The sequence below is a fragment of the Luteitalea sp. genome, from assembly GCA_009377605.1.
Taxonomy (GTDB): Bacteria; Acidobacteriota; Vicinamibacteria; order Vicinamibacterales; family Vicinamibacteraceae; genus WHTT01.
Map to the genome: position 1 here is coordinate 42861 of WHTT01000039.1, position 16411 is coordinate 59271.

The 16411-nt window shown below is 63.9% G+C and carries 11 protein-coding genes; 5 read left to right on the forward strand and 6 right to left on the reverse strand.

Translation table 11 applies throughout. The features are described 5' to 3' along the window. The first annotated feature begins 57 nt into the window (after window positions 1-57). From GEV06_14565 to GEV06_14580, 4 genes are all read left to right on the forward strand, one after another. On the forward strand, window positions 58-1926 hold the full coding sequence (locus tag GEV06_14565) for a HAMP domain-containing protein (GenBank protein ID MPZ19118.1): 1869 nt from the start codon (window positions 58-60) through the stop codon (window positions 1924-1926). A 93-nt stretch (window positions 1927-2019) separates the two neighbouring features. Beyond that, entirely contained in the window at window positions 2020-2640 is a 621-nt protein-coding gene (locus GEV06_14570) for a hypothetical protein (protein MPZ19119.1), read from the forward strand. A 507-nt stretch (window positions 2641-3147) separates the two neighbouring features. Further along, complete coding sequence (locus GEV06_14575; GenBank protein ID MPZ19120.1) at window positions 3148-5985, forward strand: vitamin B12-dependent ribonucleotide reductase; 2838 nt, start codon at window positions 3148-3150, stop codon at window positions 5983-5985. 206 nt (window positions 5986-6191) lie between these two features. Continuing rightward, on the forward strand, window positions 6192-6521 hold the full coding sequence (locus GEV06_14580) for a hypothetical protein (protein ID MPZ19121.1): 330 nt from the start codon (window positions 6192-6194) through the stop codon (window positions 6519-6521). On the opposite strand, the gene GEV06_14585 is transcribed toward GEV06_14580, so the two are convergent. From GEV06_14585 to GEV06_14610, 6 genes are all read right to left on the reverse strand, one after another. Next, window positions 6496-8955 carry a dehydrogenase gene (locus tag GEV06_14585; GenBank protein MPZ19122.1) on the reverse strand — a complete coding sequence of 820 codons (2460 nt, stop codon included), beginning with the start codon at window positions 8953-8955 and terminating at the stop codon, window positions 6496-6498. The two genes, GEV06_14580 and GEV06_14585, sit on opposite strands and share 26 nt — an antisense overlap. 23 nt (window positions 8956-8978) lie before the next feature. Beyond that, window positions 8979-10253 (reverse strand): 2-oxo acid dehydrogenase subunit E2, encoded by a 1275-nt coding sequence (locus GEV06_14590; GenBank protein ID MPZ19123.1) that lies wholly within the window; start codon window positions 10251-10253, stop codon window positions 8979-8981. A 114-nt stretch (window positions 10254-10367) separates the two neighbouring features. Beyond that, entirely contained in the window at window positions 10368-11396 is a 1029-nt protein-coding gene (locus GEV06_14595) for a hypothetical protein (GenBank protein MPZ19124.1), read from the reverse strand. Between the two features lie 3 nt (window positions 11397-11399). Beyond that, window positions 11400-12215 (reverse strand): SDR family oxidoreductase, encoded by an 816-nt coding sequence (locus tag GEV06_14600; protein MPZ19125.1) that lies wholly within the window; start codon window positions 12213-12215, stop codon window positions 11400-11402. Then, a complete protein-coding gene (locus tag GEV06_14605) occupies window positions 12166-13983 on the reverse strand; it encodes a hypothetical protein (GenBank protein MPZ19126.1) in 1818 nt (605 codons plus the stop codon). Before GEV06_14605 ends, GEV06_14600 begins: the two co-directional genes overlap by 50 nt. A gap of 4 nt (window positions 13984-13987) precedes the next feature. Then, window positions 13988-14899, reverse strand: coding sequence for a TIM barrel protein (locus GEV06_14610; GenBank protein MPZ19127.1), 912 nt, complete (start codon window positions 14897-14899; stop codon window positions 13988-13990). A 203-nt stretch (window positions 14900-15102) separates the two neighbouring features. Between GEV06_14610 and GEV06_14615 the strand changes: the two genes are divergently transcribed. After that, a complete protein-coding gene (locus GEV06_14615) occupies window positions 15103-16332 on the forward strand; it encodes a UPF0261 family protein (protein MPZ19128.1) in 1230 nt (409 codons plus the stop codon). Window positions 16333-16411: the final 79 nt, after the last annotated feature.

Here is a 16411-nt window from a genome sequence, read left to right on the forward strand (position 1 = left end):
CCCGGTCACCCCATCATCCCCTCACCCCGCGCCCTGCCACTCCTGATCGAACTACCCGTGAAGCGTATGCGGCTCGGCCTCAAGACGAAGCAGGTGCTGGGTGTCACGTTCGTGGTGGGCGTGGCGGTCTGCATCTTGAGCCTGATCAATCTCGTCACACTTGCGCGCGTCAGCCTGGAAGAGGCCAAGGCGCGCAACGAGATGCTCGCCTCGTTCATCTTGCAGCGCGTTATCGCGGTGGTGAGCAGTCCCCAGCAGGCCCTCGCGCAGCTCCGCGCGGATCCGGTGGTGCGGGATCTCCTGGACGCCACCAGCGCCTACGAGAGGAACGTCAGCTACGCCGCCATTGTCGACGCGAAGAACGTCGTCGTTATTTACAGCCCCGAGGGGGAGGGGAACCTGGAAAGTCAGGTGCTGGAGCCGCAGTCCAGCATCGATGAGCTCCTGCAAAGTGGCGTGTTCAGCCGCCTTCGTGCCCTGCTTTCGGACCGCCCATTCGAGGTTCAGCAAACCATTATTCTCAGGTCGACGCGCGAGACGTTCGTCGTCATTCGCATCGGCATTTCCATGTTGCTCATCTGGCAGTACCTCATGGAGCAGCTGATGCCGGTGCTCTGGACGTCGCTCACCGCTCTGATCGTGGCGGTGATCGTGTCGCTGGTCCTTTCGAACTGGATACTCCGGCCGATCCACATCCTCAAGGGAGGACTCGCGCGGTTGGGCAAGGGCGAGGAGGGGGTCAAGCTCGATCTGCCGCCTGGCGATGAGTTCGCTGATCTCGGCAGCTCCTTCAATACCCTCAGCGCCGAGCTGTCGGCGGTCCGTGCCAAGCTCGCGGGCCACGCAACGGGCGTCGAGTCTGCCGTCGATCAGCTCGAGGATGCCGTCGCCGTCTTGAACACCAACGGCGAGCTGGTGTTTGCCAACACGGCGTTTCGCGGCACCGTGCCGGGCCTCGCCGACACCGCGGAAGGGGCAGCGCTCGGTGACGATTTCCCGTACCGACGGCTCGTGGCGCGCGTGCTCGAGACCGGCGAGTCGCTTGGCCCCTTGGCGATCGATGTGTCTGCCCCAGACGGCACGGTCGAACAATCGGTCACGGCGCACCCACTGAGCGAGGCCACGGGGCGGCCCATGGGTGTGATGGTCGTGGCGCGCAACCTGAGCTATCTGCATCACGTCGAGAGCACGCTGAGCTATTCACGGAAGCTGGCGGCGCTCAACCGGCTGCTCGCAGGGGTCGCCCACGAGGTGAAGAATCCCCTGAACGCGATGACCATCCATCTCGAGCTCCTCAAACAAAAGCTGCGCGCCAGCGGCGACGGCGGCGCCGGGCCGCCCACCATCGACGCGCCGCCAGTGATGCCGCATGCGTCCATCATCGGCGCGGAGATCCGCCGGCTCGACGAAGTGGTGCAGGGCTTCTTGAAGTTCAGCCGGCCGGAGGAGCTCCTGCTCCAACCGGTCGAGGTGTACGGACTGCTCCAAGAGGTGAGGGAGGTGATGGCGCCTCAGGCGCAGGCAGCCGGCGTGACGATTGTGAACGAGTGTCAGCCCAGCGTGCCAAAGGTGAGCGGCGACCGCAGCATGCTGCGGCAGGCATTTCTCAACCTGGCGTTGAACGCGTGCCAGGCCATGCCACACGGAGGTGTGCTGCGCTTTGCCGCCGGCGCCGACGGCTCCCGCTTCGTGGTCGTCGAAGTGGCAGATACGGGTGTTGGCATCGACCCGGAGCACATGGAGAAGCTGTTCGATCTGTACTTTTCGACCAAGGACAAGGGCAGCGGGCTCGGTTTGTCGATGGTCTATCGGACCGTGCATCTCCACGATGGCAGTATCGAAGTAGAATCAGTACCAGGCTCAGGGGCGACGTTTCGGTTGCGCCTGCCTCGTGCCGAGGTCCCGGCCCCACGCCGCGTCGCGTAGAATTAGCACCACGGCGCGCTCGGCGAACGCGCCCTACCAGAGGACCAAGGTAGGGAGGGCTCGCCGGGGCGTCCCTCCTCAAGGCGGTCATTGATGCCTGCAAGAATCCTCCGCGCGTGTGCGCTCGGTGTCCTGCTCGGAGGTGGCGTCTTGCTCGGCGCCGGTTGCGCGACGCGCAGCCGGGCGGAGACGCGGGCGCCCGTTGCGGAGCCGCTGCGCGTTCCCAACGTGCCTCCCCGGGTCATCGCCGGCCCGCCAGAACCGGAAGCGAGCCTCCCCACCGACACGATCGACGTGACCGCGACCGAGGCCCCACCGGCGACAGAGACGGCGTCGACACGGAAGCCGCAGCCAAAAAGCGAGCGCAACACTGCGGCCGCCAAGCCGCCCGCGACGCCGCCGGGCCCCACGGAAGCTGCCACCGAGACCAAGCCTGAAGGCGAGTCGATCCTCAGTACGCCCGAAACCGTGAACGACAAAGAGATGGAACGCAAGATTCGGGAGACCATGCGGCGGGCGGGCACTCATCTCAAGAACCTCAATTTCGCGACGCTGAACGACAACGCGAAGAAGGACTACACGAACGCGCAAAGCTTTCTCCGTCAGGCGGAGACTGCCCTGGCGAACCGAAATCTGTCCCTGGCGAGCGACCAGGCCGACAAGGCGGAGAAGCTGGCGCGCGGCCTGACGGAGCGATCCAGCGGTAGTGTGTAAGAGCTACGTAGCGCCTGCATACGTTGCACACACCCGGTCTGGAGGCGAGGCAGGTCCATCGAGACCAGCTGAGGCAATTTTGGCTGATTTTGGCTTCGATTCTTCAATTTCAGCGCACAGCTCGGTTTGGTACCGACCTTGCAATAGCTAGTAGCGTCCCCACGCTTCGCCTCGGCGAAGCGTAAGTATCTCCCTCAGAATAAGTCCCCGAATGAATCCCCAGGGGAACGGCCCTCTCGGGCCGTTCCCCTCGTCCCCCTGCCCCCTTGATTCCTGAGTCCCGACTCCTGATTCCAAGAAACCCCTGATCTTGGGGCCGACACCGCACCTCAGCACCAGATGTGGTAGATACCCGCTTGACAACCAGGTAACCTGGCGCCATAGTGGTCTCCCGAATCGCACACTCGACCGTCGCCTTCCGGCGTGCCTCCCAGCGTCGACGGCGGGCTTCGGTGGCGATTGGCTTACCGAAAGAAATCTGAACAAAACGGGGCGTTGGAGGGGGCCATGGAACAAGGGGCTGTCCAGCAGGCCGATGTCGATCGAGACGTGCGCCGCCGGCGGCAAGCCGAGGTCCCGGGCACGCAAGCCGCGCCGGCGCCGGAGGCGCCGGTCGTCCCAGGACTCGCCTTCGAGCGCCGTTTCACCAGCGGTCGGCGCGACGCGTTCAAGGAGATCGAGTGGGAGCTGCGCACCGCGATCATCGGGAACGAGAAGGGCGAGCACGTCTTCGAACAGCGCGACGTCGAGGTGCCGGCATTCTGGTCGCAACAGGCCACGAACATTGTTGCCTCGAAGTACTTTCGGGGCTTGCTGGGAACACCAGAGCGCGAGCGGAGCGTCAAGCAGCTCATTGGCCGTGTCGTCGACACGATTACGGCATGGGGGCGAAAGCAGCAGTATTTCGCCACCGATGAAGACCTGCAGGCGTTCAGCGGTGAGCTGAAGCATCTCCTCGTCTATCAGAAGGCGGCTTTCAACAGTCCGGTCTGGTTCAACGTCGGCATCGAGAAACAGCCGCAGTGTTCCGCCTGCTTCATCAACTCGGTCCAGGACACGATGGATTCCATCCTCACGCTCGCGCGGACCGAGGGGATGTTGTTCAAGTATGGCTCCGGCACGGGGAGCAACCTCTCGCCCCTGCGCTCGTCGCGCGAGCCGCTCGCGGGCGGCGGCACCGCATCCGGTCCCGTCTCGTTCATGAAAGGGTTCGACGCGTTTGCCGGCGTGATCAAGTCTGGCGGCAAGACGCGGCGCGCCGCGAAGATGGTCATCCTGAACGCCGATCATCCAGATGTGCTGGACTTCATCACGTGCAAGGTCGACGAAGAGAGGAAGGCCTGGGCGCTCATCGACGCCGGTTACGACGGGTCGTTCACCGGCCCGGCGTACACATCAGTCTTCTTCCAGAACTCGAACAACAGCGTGCGAGTGACCGACGACTTCATGCGGTCGGTGCTGGACAATGGTTCCTGGCAGACGCGTGCCGTGACCGACGGCGAGATCATGGATACGTATCGCGCGCGTGAGCTCATGCACCTGATTGCCGACGCGACGTGGGTGTGCGGCGATCCGGGCATGCAGTTCGATACGACGGTCAACGAGTGGCATACCTGTCCAGCGGAAGCGCGCATCAACGCGAGCAATCCCTGCTCGGAGTACATGTTTCTCGATGATTCGGCGTGCAACCTCGCATCACTGAACCTGATGAAGTTCGTGGGCGGCGATGGAGAGCTGGACGTCGACGGCTTTCGGCATGCAGTGCGGACCGTCATTACCGCGCAAGAGATCCTGGTCGACAATGCCAGCTACCCGACGAAGGCGATCGGGAGGAACAGTCAAGACTACCGACCGCTTGGCTTGGGCTACGCGAACCTCGGCGCGTTGTTGATGGCGCGCGGCCTCCCGTACGACAGCGACGTCGGCCGCGGCTACGCGGCCGCAATTACGGCGCTGATGACCGGCGAAGCCTATGCGCAGTCGGCGCGCATCGCACGTGACCACGGCGGGCCGTTCACCGGGTATCAGAAGAACCGTGAGCCCTTTCTCAGGGTCATGCACAAGCACCGCGCGGCGCTCGGCGATGTCGAGCAGTGTCATGTGCCGCCCGATCTCTTCGACACGGCCACACGGTCGTGGGACGAGGCGATTCAGATCGGCGAGGAATTCGGATTTCGCAACGCGCAAGCCACGGTGCTCGCGCCGACCGGGACCATTGGCTTCATGATGGATTGCGACACGACCGGCGTCGAGCCGGACATCGCGCTCGTCAAGTACAAGAAGCTCGTCGGCGGTGGGGTGATGAAGATCGTCAACACCACCGTGCCCATGGCGCTCGCGCGGCTCGGCCACACCACGTCGCAGATCAAGGACATCGTGGGTTACATCGACGAGCGCGAGACCATCGAGGGAGCGCCGCACCTCAGCGAGGACAAGATCGCCGTGTTCGACTGCGCGTTCAAGGCGCGCAACGGAGAGCGCTCCATTCAGTATCTCGGCCATATCCGGATGATTGGCGCGACGCAGCCGTTCATCTCCGGTGCGATCTCCAAGACGATCAACGTGCCGAAGGAAGCCACGGTCGACGAGATCGAGCGTGCGTACATCGAGGCATGGCGCCTGGGGTGCAAGGCCGTGTCGATCTATCGTGACGGCAGCAAGCGGACGCAGCCGCTGAACACCTCGGCCGAGGAGCGCGCTCCCGCGGCGCGGCCGGTGCGCCGCAAGCTGCCCGACGAGCGCCACTCCATCACCCACAAGTTCGATATTGCCGGCCACGAAGGCTACATCACGGCTGGCCTCTACGAGGACGGTACGCCGGGCGAGATCTTCCTGGTCATGGCGAAGGAGGGGTCGACCATTTCCGGCTTTGCCGACGCCTTTGCGCAGGCCATTTCGTACGCCCTCCAGTACGGGGTGCCACTTCAGGTGCTCGTCGACAAGTTCAGCCATGTCCGCTTCGAGCCGGCCGGCATGACCAAGAACCCTCAAGTGCGGATCGCGAAGTCAATCGTGGACTATGTGTTCCGGTGGATCGCAGCCAAGTTCCTCTCACCCGAAGAGAGGTTCCGCGTGGGGGTCAACGGCGTCGAACCGACGCGCCAAGATCCGCCGGCGCCCACCGCGGAGCGCGTGGCTGATGCTGCTGCGCCTGCTTTCCACGTCGTCAGCGCAGGCAACGGGAGCACCAACGGCAGCTCCACGAACGGTGTAGGCCGAGCCGTCTACGCCACTATCCAGTCCCAGGAGGACGCACCGCCCTGCCCGTCGTGCGGCTCAATCATGATCCGCGGCGGTGCGTGCTACAAGTGCGCCAATTGCGGCACCACCAGCGGGTGCGCCTGACCGGTCTGAGGCGGGGCTAACGCCCGCCCTACGAAAAAGGAACCGGGTACCTTTTCGCGCCCGAAAAGGTACCCGGTTCTTTTTTTTGCGGAATCGCGACCAGAACGGTGTTGCGTATGGCGCAATAAATTGTGCATGATGGGGTCAGTCGCTATATCAGCCGGTCGAATTGGACTCGAGACCGACCCAGAGGAGGACAAGAGAGCATGCAGTTCTTGACCTTAACCCGCCGTCAAACCGACAGTTTCGCTGGCGCCGAGTTCGCGGCGCGCATGGACGAGGAGGTCGAGCAGGCTCGTGCCCTCTATGGTCAAGGGTTCATTCGCCAAATCTGGCATCGCTGCGACGTCGAGGGGGCGTGCATCCTGATCGAAGCGGACTGTGAAGCAAACGTGCGGGAGAAGCTGAACACACTGCCCCTATTTCAAGCCGGCATGCTCGATGTGTCGATTATTCCTTTGAAGCCCTATGCGGGGTTCTCTGCGCAACGGGCGCCGGAACGGGTCGCTGCTACACGCCGAGTCTCGCGCGCCTGACCAATTCGCTGAGCGTCTGGTTGGTGGGGGGCTGGTGCCCTTCCAGTAGCAGAGCGCGCTCGTGAATGGCATCGAGCAGCCAGGACACCTGGGGAAAGAACAAGGCTTCGAGCTCAGCGGCGGGCGTGATCCAGTTCCTGGAGCCGATGACGATGGGGGGAGCATCCAGGTCATCGAAGCAGAGTTGGGTCAGCGTGGCCGCAACCGTCTGCATCACGCTGCCGCGCTCTACGGCATCGCACGCCAGGAGCACCTTGCCGGTCTTGCGAACCGACGCGATGAGCGGCGCGTAGTTCAGCGGATTGGCGGCTCGTAGGTCGACGATTTCTGCAGATTTCCCGAACCGCGCCTCGAGCTCGTCAGCCGTCTGGACGGCCGTATAGAGTGTTGGTCCAAGTGTGACAATCGTCAAATCCTTACCGGGTCGCTTGACGGACGGCTCCGAAAGGTCGATCTCGTAGTAACCCTCCGGAACTCCACTGTCGACGAACCTCTCACCGACGTCGTAGAGCTTCTGGCTTTCGAAGAAGACAACCGGATCGGTGCCGGCAAGCGCGGCGTTCATCATGCCCTTGGCGTCGTAGGGCGTGACCGGATAGACGACCTTCAGGCCGGGAATATGATGCACGAGCGAGGTGAAGTCCTGCGAGTGCTGCGCACCGTACTTCGCCCCGACGGAGACGCGTAGCACCACCGGCATCTTCAGTTGGCCAGCGGACATGGCCTGCCACTTGGCGAGCTGGTTGAAGATCTCGTCGCCCGCACGACCCATGAAGTCCGCGTACATGAGCTCTGCCACCACCCGGCCGCCGGACAACGCGTAGCCAACGGCCGCGCCGACGATCGCCGCCTCGGAGATTGGTGTGTTGAAGAGCCGATGGTAAGGCAGCGCTTCGGTCAGACCGCGGTAGACGGCGAACGCACCGCCCCAATCACGATTCTCCTCACCGAAGGCAATCATCGTCGGATCGATGGAGAAGCGGTGGAGCATGGCCTCGAAGATGGCGTCGCGGATGTTGTACGCCTTCATCTTGGGGACCGGCTTGCCCTCGTCGGTGGGCGTGCGCAGCTTGCCTCGAATCTGTTGCACTCGTGGATTGGCCGCGGGATCCTGCAGGAGCTCCGGCTCGCGGTCATCGAGCTTGTCGACGCGCTCATTCGAGAACATGACGGAGCCGACCAGCTCGGATCCCACCGTCACGCGCGGGCTGGTGTCGAGGTCGACCGCCAGGCGGAACGTGTCGCCGATAGCCGATTCGATGGATGCTCTGGCGGCGTCGAGCGTTTCCCGTGCGACGACCTGGTGTGCGATCAGCTTGTGCTGGAAGGCGCGCAGCGAGTCCGCCTCCTGCCAGCGCTCGATCTCCTCCTTGGAGCGGTAGCTCGAGGCATCAGAAGGTGAGTGGCCGCTGATCCGGTAGGTCACCGTGTCCAACAGCACTGGGCCCCGGCCTTCGAGAAGCACCTGCTTCTTGCGCCGGAACGCGTCGATCACCGAGAGCGGATCGTATCCATTGATCCGCTCCGCGTGCATCTGGTCTGGATTGACGCCGGCGCCGATGCGCGCGATGTATTGCACGCCCATCGTCTCACCGAACGGCTGACCGCCCATTCCGTAGAAGTTGTTGATGCAATTGAAGATGATCGGCAGGCCGCCGCCCAGCGACGCTTCCCATAGATTGCGATACTGGTCCATCGCGGAGAAGGTGATGCCTTCCCAGACCGGGCCACAGCCGAAGGAAGAGTCGCCGATATTTGCCACGACGACGCCAGGTTTTCGATTCACCCTCTTGTAGAGAGCCGCGCCCGGCGCGATGGATCCGGAGCCGCCGACGATGGCGTTGTTGGGATAGATGCCGAACGGTGCGAAGAAGGCGTGCATGGAGCCGCCCAGCCCGCGGTTGAAGCCGGTCTCACGCGCGAAGATCTCGCTGTACGCGCCGTAGATGAAGAAGCGAACCGCCAGCTCCTTGAGCGTTCCGTTGTGTCCCCTCTCGACCGGACGGAGCAGAGCGCCTTCCCGGTAGCTCTCCATGATTCTCAAGAGATCATCGTCGCCGAGCTGCCGGATTGCAGAGAACGCTTTGGCCAGAATCTCTCCATGGCTGCGATGCGAGCCAAAGATGTGGTCGTCGGGCGTCAACGAGAAGGCCATGCCGACGGCAGCCGCCTCCTGACCGATCGAGAGGTGGGCTGGTCCAGCATGGGTGTAGGAGACGCCCTTGTAGGTTCCCTTCGTCTTGATCTCGTTGAGCGCCGTCTCGAACTCCCGAATCCCGCACATGTCCTGCCAGATGGATACGAGGTCTTCCGCAGCATAGCGCGCAAGATCTTCGTCTGCTGTCTCCTGGTAGGCGTTGACTGGAATATCGGAGAGCTGGATGGTCTCTCTGGCGAAGACCCGTTCCGGCTCGATGATGAGCGACTTTGGCATGCGATCCTTTTATCCCTGGACCCCTAGATCCCTAGGTCCCTGCCTACCTTTTCCACACTCTCGACCTTGTCCCTGAGAACTTGCAAGAACCTCGCGCCCGGTGCACCGTCGATGACCTGATGGTCACAGGTGAGCGACAGACCGATGACGTCGATGAGCGCCACTCTCCCCTCGCGCCGCACTGGCTTGAGCTGAATGGCGTCCACGCCGAGAATTGCCACCTGCGGCGGGTTGATGAGCGGGGTGAACCACTCGATTCCGAGGCTGCCCAGGTTGCTAATCGTGAACGTCCCGCCAGACAGATCATCGGGCCTGATGGTTCCCTCGAGCGCCTGCGCGGTGAGCGTCTTCATCTGGAGGGCCAACCGGCTGATCGGCAACGTATGCGCGTTCCGGACCACCGGAACCAGCAGCCCCCTGGGTGTGTCGCACGCGAAGCCGATATGTATCTCTGCGTGCTCCACGAGCTCGCCGTCGACGAGCTCCTGATTGAGGGCTGGCACGTCGACGAGCGCCCTGATCGTGCAGAAGGTGACCAGGTCGCCGATCGTAATATCCGGCAGGGTGGTTGACGCCTTGATACGGGCGCGCAGCGTCAGGAGCCCGCCCGCGTCCGCCGACGTGTGCATCGTGTACTGCGCCGTGGACGCGAGAGACTCCCGCATGCGGCGGGCGATGGCGTCGCGCACGCCGCGCCGCGCCTGGTTCTTCGGTGGGGACGATACGGTCGAGGCACGCCTCGAGGCCTGCGCTACGGCCGACGGGGAGGAGGCCTGCGTTACGGCGGTTGCGGAGTACGCGCGGCGCAGGTCTTCCTCGAGCACCCTTCCGCCCGGACCGGACCCAGCGACGTTCGATGGATGAAAGTCGTGCTCCTGGGCAAAACGCCGCGCGCGGGGGCTGAGCGGGGCCATGTGATCTGCTGGAGTTACAGCTGCGGTCGACACAGAGAGCGTCGATGCTGCCGGCGGCTCCGACGAGGGCGCGCCAGTCTGCGTGTCTGGCCCGTCGGAAGGCGCCAAGCCGGCCGACTGTGGTCGGAACTCTACAGCGCTCTCCCCGTCCTCGCCAATGACGAAGAGGTTCGTGAAGACCGGGACGAGCGAGCCCTCTTCGAAGAAGGTCTCCAGCACCGTACCGTCGACCGGAGCGGTGACCTCGAAGTTTGCCTTGTCCGTCTCGATCTCGACGACGATGTCCCCCGTGGCGACAACGTCGCCTTTCTGTCTAATCCACTTGCTCACCAAGCACTCGTCGACCGTGTTGCCAAGCTTGGGTAATTCAACTGGTGTGGCCATGGTCGGTTCTTGGTTCCTGGTCCTTGGTCCTTGGTGCGCTTAGTACGCTTCGATACTTCGGGTAGGCCAAGGCGCACCAAGCACCAAGCACTAAGGACCAAGAACCAAGAACGGTTACCGATAGCTCTCCAACTGCTTCCAACCGATCTCGGTGAACTGACTGAGGGTCCGTTGGGTGATGCCAAATGTGACGAACGCCGCCGGTGCCATGCCATTCGGCTCGTACGCGCGCACGAAGTCAGGCAGCTGCAGGAGCCGCTCGATAACATCCTCCGGTACGGGGTTGTCGATTCGCGGCTCTCGCGGCAAGTCGTTCGACACGAAGACCTCCTGATACGTCGGATGGATGGACATCACGAGGTCGGCGCCGGCCAATTCCGTCAGGTGGTAGTCGCCGCGCAGCGCGGCCACCAACAGCACCGCTTCATAGCCGCGGTCCTTGTAGATGGCGTACGCGCGCTTGGAGACTGCCAGACCGGCCTGGCGGATGTCGGGCTCACTGATCGCGGCGGCCCCGCAATCGTGCGCAACTTCGCGCAAGTAGTCGTCCAAGCGGCCGATCATGAGCACGGCGAAGCACTTTCCAGGCGTGATCCCGTTCTGCGTCGCGCGTGCCATGCCGGCGCGATGTCGCTCCGCGATGGCAATCACCTGTGGCACGGTGAAGCTGACCGTCGCCGTGGTCGTGATGCCCTCCGCGATGCAGTCCTCGAGCACGTCGAGACCTGCAGCGGTTGCCGGCAGCTTGACCGCGATGTTCGGCGCCCAGGCGTGGAAACGTCTCGCCATGGGGCCCATGCACTCGCGGTTGCCCGCGCGCGACGGGTTCACCTGCGCGCAGACGAAGCCGGATTCCCCCTGGCGGCGCTCGAACTCTGGCATCAGCCTCGCGGCGGCCTCAGTGACGGTGATCCGCATCAGCGCCTCAGCCTTCTGCTCCGGTGGCAGCTTCTGGCCGAGCACCTGATCGATGGCGGCACCCCAGAGCTGCCGGTCCTTCTTCAACGCGACGCTCGAGAGTACTGGATTCGTGGTGACACCGACCGCGCCGCGCTGCAGACCGATGTCGAGCTCTGCCGCTTCCGCGGAGTCGTGCCACCACTTCGTTGCCGTGTGCTCACTCACCCAGCGCAAATACGTCATGCGTCATTTGCCTTGCCAACCGCCGTCGACGTAGACCGACTGCCCGGTGAGGTAGCTCGCCTCGTCGGACGCGAGGAACGCCGCGACGGTGCCGATCTCGCGCGGGGAGCCGGCGCGGCCGATCGAGATCTGCGCGAGCACGCCCGGCAGCAGCTCCGGGTTCTTCATGACCCACTCGGTCATCGGCGTGTCGATGAGGCCGGGATGCACGCAGTTGACCCGGATCCCCTGCGGTGTCACCTCGGCCGACATGTTGCGCGTCAGCGCTTCGAGACCGAGCTTGGTGGGTGCGTAGTGCGTGCGTCCCGGCAGCACCTTGCCGGCTTGAATCGAGCCGATGTGAACGATGCTGCCCGTACGGCCTTCCGCGATTGCGCGTCGGCAGAAGACCTGCGAGCAGAGCCAGGCGCCGCGCAAGTTCACGTCCACCAGCCGCGTCCATTGCTCATCGGTGAGCTCCAGGAACGGGACGATCGTTTCGATCCCGGCGTTGTTCACGAGGATGTCGATCGGCCCGAGCTCCTTCCAGACTCGCTCGATCATCGGCTCCACGTCCGAACGGTTCGCCACGTCGGCTCTACACGTGACAGCACGGCGGCCCACGGCACGGATCCCTGCCGCCACTTCCTCGGCCAGCGGCATGTTGGTGACGTCGTTCACCGCGACATTGGCGCCTTCCGCGGCGAAGACCTCGGCGATGCCACGACCTATGCCGCGAGCCGCCCCTGTCACAAGCGCAATTTTGCTTTCGAGCTTCAGAGTGACCTCCTTACCGTCTGCCGGCCAGCTTCGCGCTCGGCGTCGTGTCGGCTTCGAGATCCCCCAGGACGAACTGGATCCCCGCCAAGACGTGCTCCGCCAGCGGCCGCGTCATGAACATCGTCGTCGTGTGTCCCAGCGCGCAGTTGAACACACGTCCCTTACCGTAGCCTTTTATCCAGCTGAGCCCGTAATCGTTGTCAGGACGGAGATAGAGAGGGCGCTCCCCCCGCATGTCCGTTCTACCGACGTCAAGGCTCAAGAGCACTCGCAGCTTCTCCCGAGAGTACGGCCCGTCTGCAAGGAAACGATAGTATTCGTCCGTGTACTCGAACGTCTCCCTGCCGGCGAATCCTGCATTGAGCGGATGGCTCGGGCTCTCGATCCGCAGTGTTGCCGGCTCCACGCGGTGGGGACCATCTTGGGCGCCCATCATCTCCCCGAACTCCGGCAAGTTCATCGAGGCGTACGTCGTGCCGTGGAGCCCGGCGACACCCCCGCCTTCGCGGACGAACCGCAGGAGGCCATCGAGAACGTCAGGATCGCTGAACACCTGACCCACGACGCTATTCAAGAATACGGCATCGAACTGTGTGATCGTCGGGTACTTCAGATTGTCCAGATCATTGTCGAATACCGGCTCATACGCGCCCGTGCTCTTGGCCATGAGCTCCAGCGCCAGGTTCGTGTGGGCAATGTTCTCATGATAGAAGCCGCCGCTGGGACAGAGGTCGATGACCAGGAGCTTCCGTGCCTTCTTCGGCTTCACGGCCGCCTCGCGCGGCAAGGCCGCCGCGATCTTCCGCCGGTCCTCCGGCGGCACGCGATCGGTCGGCGTGATTGGCATCTTGCGCGAGATTTCGTTCACGCGATATCCCGTCGCAGGGCGAACCAGCGCCTCGAAGCGCTCGACGGCTCCCGACAGCTCCAGGAACGTATCCGCAGCCCCGGCGGTGTTGAGGCCGATGAACAGCGGCGTGACCGCCGCGCGTGGGCTGGCGCAGTTGCCGCACTCCGGCAGCCATCGGGGAGCCTCGGGCGGATGGCGTCGACTGATCGCAAGGAGGAGCTCCCCAATAGCCGCACCGTTGTCCTGCGGCATATCGCGGCCATTCGTGCCGCGAGCGCTCCGATCGCGCAGCTCCAGCGCCATCAACCGCGTCTCGATCAGAGATAGCGCCTCCAGCGGCTCGATACCTTGCTGCCTCCAGCGGTCGACGTCGAGGCTGACGCCAATCCGCTCGCTCCGGCGCTCCAGCGCCGCCACCAACTGCTCTGGATCCGAATGGTCCGATGTCTGGTCACCAATCTCCAGCGCGACGTTGATGTCGAGCTCGTTCGCGAGCTCATCCAGCGTGGAAAGCGATGCGCTGTCGGAGCTTGCGACGATCGTCTCGACCTCCAGGCTCTTCGCGAGCTCGAAGAGCTGGCGGCCTGCCTCTTCGTCGCCGATGGCGTCGACGTGGTAGGCCACCATTCGAAGGTTCAGCTCTCCAAGCCTCTCCTTGATGGCCGCCACCTCCGTGGGGGAGAGGTGATAGTCCAGCTTCTTGGGGATCTCGGGGCTCACCTGTTGCGAGCTGAATCCCTCGATGAACGCCAGTCCCAGGAGGTCCGCGTTGCTGGCAGCCTCGAAGAAGGTGAGATCGCGAAAGGCCGTGGAGGCGATGCCGACCCTCCAGCCCAGGAGGTCGTCGACCGCCGTGCGCGTTTGCCTCGAACCGCCCGGGCGCGCCGAAACGACAGTGGGCTCGTCTGCCGGCGGATCGCCTTGTGGCCCCGCCGCGGTCAGCAGGGCCACCAACGCCAAGTGCAGGTAGATCTTCATATCCTCAGGCGCGGAACGTGAATCCCAGCTTCTGCAGATACGCCTTGCTGATCTCTGCGGTCTCTCGCGGCGTGTACGGCGCGTTCTTCGAGCCGTCCAGCTCCACCATGATGTTGGCAGTGGGATTCGCGGCGTCGACCATCTCGAGAATCGCCTTCAGGTCGACCTTGCCCTGGCCCAATGGGCAGTAGCCGGCAAAGTGTTCCCCGCCGACGTAGTCCTTCAGATGCATGTGGACGGTGATGGGGAGGAAGTCCTTCACGACTTGGGCCGCATCGGCACCGCCCTTTTGCAGCTGGCCCACATCTGGCGCGAACTTGAAGTGATCGGTGTTGACCGCCTCCATGACGGCGTATGTCTCGTCTCGCGTCTCGATCGCGGTGTTCGTGTGCTGGTGCAGGCCGGCTCCCAGCCCGATATCGTTCATCGCCAGTCCATACTCGTTCAGGGCGGACACGATGTTTGGGCGGTGCTCCTTGAAGTTGTAGCCCTGTCGCTCGACGCCGTTGGCGGAGAGCACGGCAAAACGGCCGCCGTATTTCTTGAGGACCTTGCCTCGCTGGACCAGGTCCGCCAGCGTCTCCTTTCGCTTGGAAGGATCGATCACTTGGACCGATGAGTACGCGGAGACCAGCGGGATGCGGTACTTGTCGAGGAGCGCTTGGAGTGTGTCTTTCTTGTCCCAGTCCTCGAGGATGGCGGCGAAGGTCTCGAACTTGTGAAAACCGAGGCTGTCCATGTCCGCGACGGCTGGAGCGAGATTTTCCGGCGTGCGCGGGACGGCACCCCAGATGAGCGACGTGCAGCCGATCTGGAGCTTACCCGCTTGCGCCGTACCCGAGAGCGGCAGGCTCGCCGCGCCAAGCGCAGCGCCCAGCGCCTTGGTGAAGGTCCGGCGATTCATCCTGTGTCTCATCGTTCACGACCTCTCTGGGCGCGGCTCGTGCCCTCCACATGTTGCGTATTGCGCAATAGGATGTGCAGAATACGTCACGATTTGTATCAGTCGGTGACTGGCGAAGTCAAGCGCTGGTCAGTTCGCCGCGCTCACGCTCGGCCCGCGAACGACCGCAGATGAGGGCGCAGTACCGAACGCACGGACAGGCAGGTAGGCTGCTCATGAGCACGATCGCGGTTCTTGGAACGTTCGACACGAAAGGAGTCGAGCACGCTTACGTGGCCGACTGTATCCGGGCCCGCGGCCATGACGTGTTGATGGTGGACGTCGGGGGACAGGGCCCACCGCAGGTCCAGGCTGACGTCGACGCCGACGCCGTCGCGGCCGAGGGTGGTGTCGATCTCGCCGCACTGCGCGCCCGCGGCGACCGCGGTGCGATGGTCGAGGCCATGGCGCGATCGGCGCCCGGGCTCGTCGCGCGTCTGGCAAGGGAGGGACGTATCGACGGTGTGCTGTCGCTCGGTGGAAGCGGCGGCACGGCCATCGCCACGGCGGCGATGCGCGCGCTGCCGCTGGGTCTGCCAAAGGTCATGGTGTCCACGGTCGCCAGCGGAAACGTGGCCCCCTACGTCGGCGCCCAGGACATCGTGATGTTTCCGAGCATCGTCGATGTCGCCGGGCTGAACCGCTTCTCCCGCGGCATCTTCCGTCGAGCGGCGGTGGCGATCTGCGCAATGGTGGAAGCGGTCGGTGCTGAGGCCACGGACGCGAAGCCACTCGTTGTCGCCAGTATGTTCGGTAACACGACCGCGTGTGTCGAGCGGGCGCGACACCGCCTGGAGGCCGAGGGTTATGAAGTGCTGGTCTTTCATGCTACCGGCGCGGGCGGTCGGGCCATGGAGTCGCTGATCGAGTCTGGAACCGTGGACGGTGTGCTCGACGTGACAACCACCGAATGGGCCGACGAGCTGGTGGGCGGCGCGCTGAAGGCGGGTCCAACGCGGCTCGAGGCAGCCGCGCGGCACGGCGTCCCGGCGATCATCAGCCCGGGGTGCCTGGACATGGTGAACTTCGGTCCTCCAGAGACCATACCCGAGACCTTCTCCGGGCGGACGTTCTACCAACACAATCCGCAGGTCACGCTGATGCGGACCACGGCTACCGAGTGTACGCAGCTCGGGCGTATCCTGGCGGAGAAGGCCAATCTATCGACCGGCCCGGTTACCGTTTTGATCCCGCTCCAGGGCGTCAGCGTGATCGGCGAAGCGGGTCAACCCTTTCATGATGCAGCGGCCGATGCAGCGCTGTTCACCGAGCTACGAAAGCATCTTCGTCCCGAGATCCCTGTGGTCGAAGTGGATGCCGCAATCAACGATCCACGGTTCGCGGACGCGTGCGCCGTGGCGCTCATCGACAACATGCGCAAGCCGGCACGATTGGAGAGCACATGACTCACGCTAGGGCCGTGCGCTGCTGTTTGTTCCCGTTGGCCATCGCGCTGACCGTGGTGTCCGGCATCGCCGACGAGCC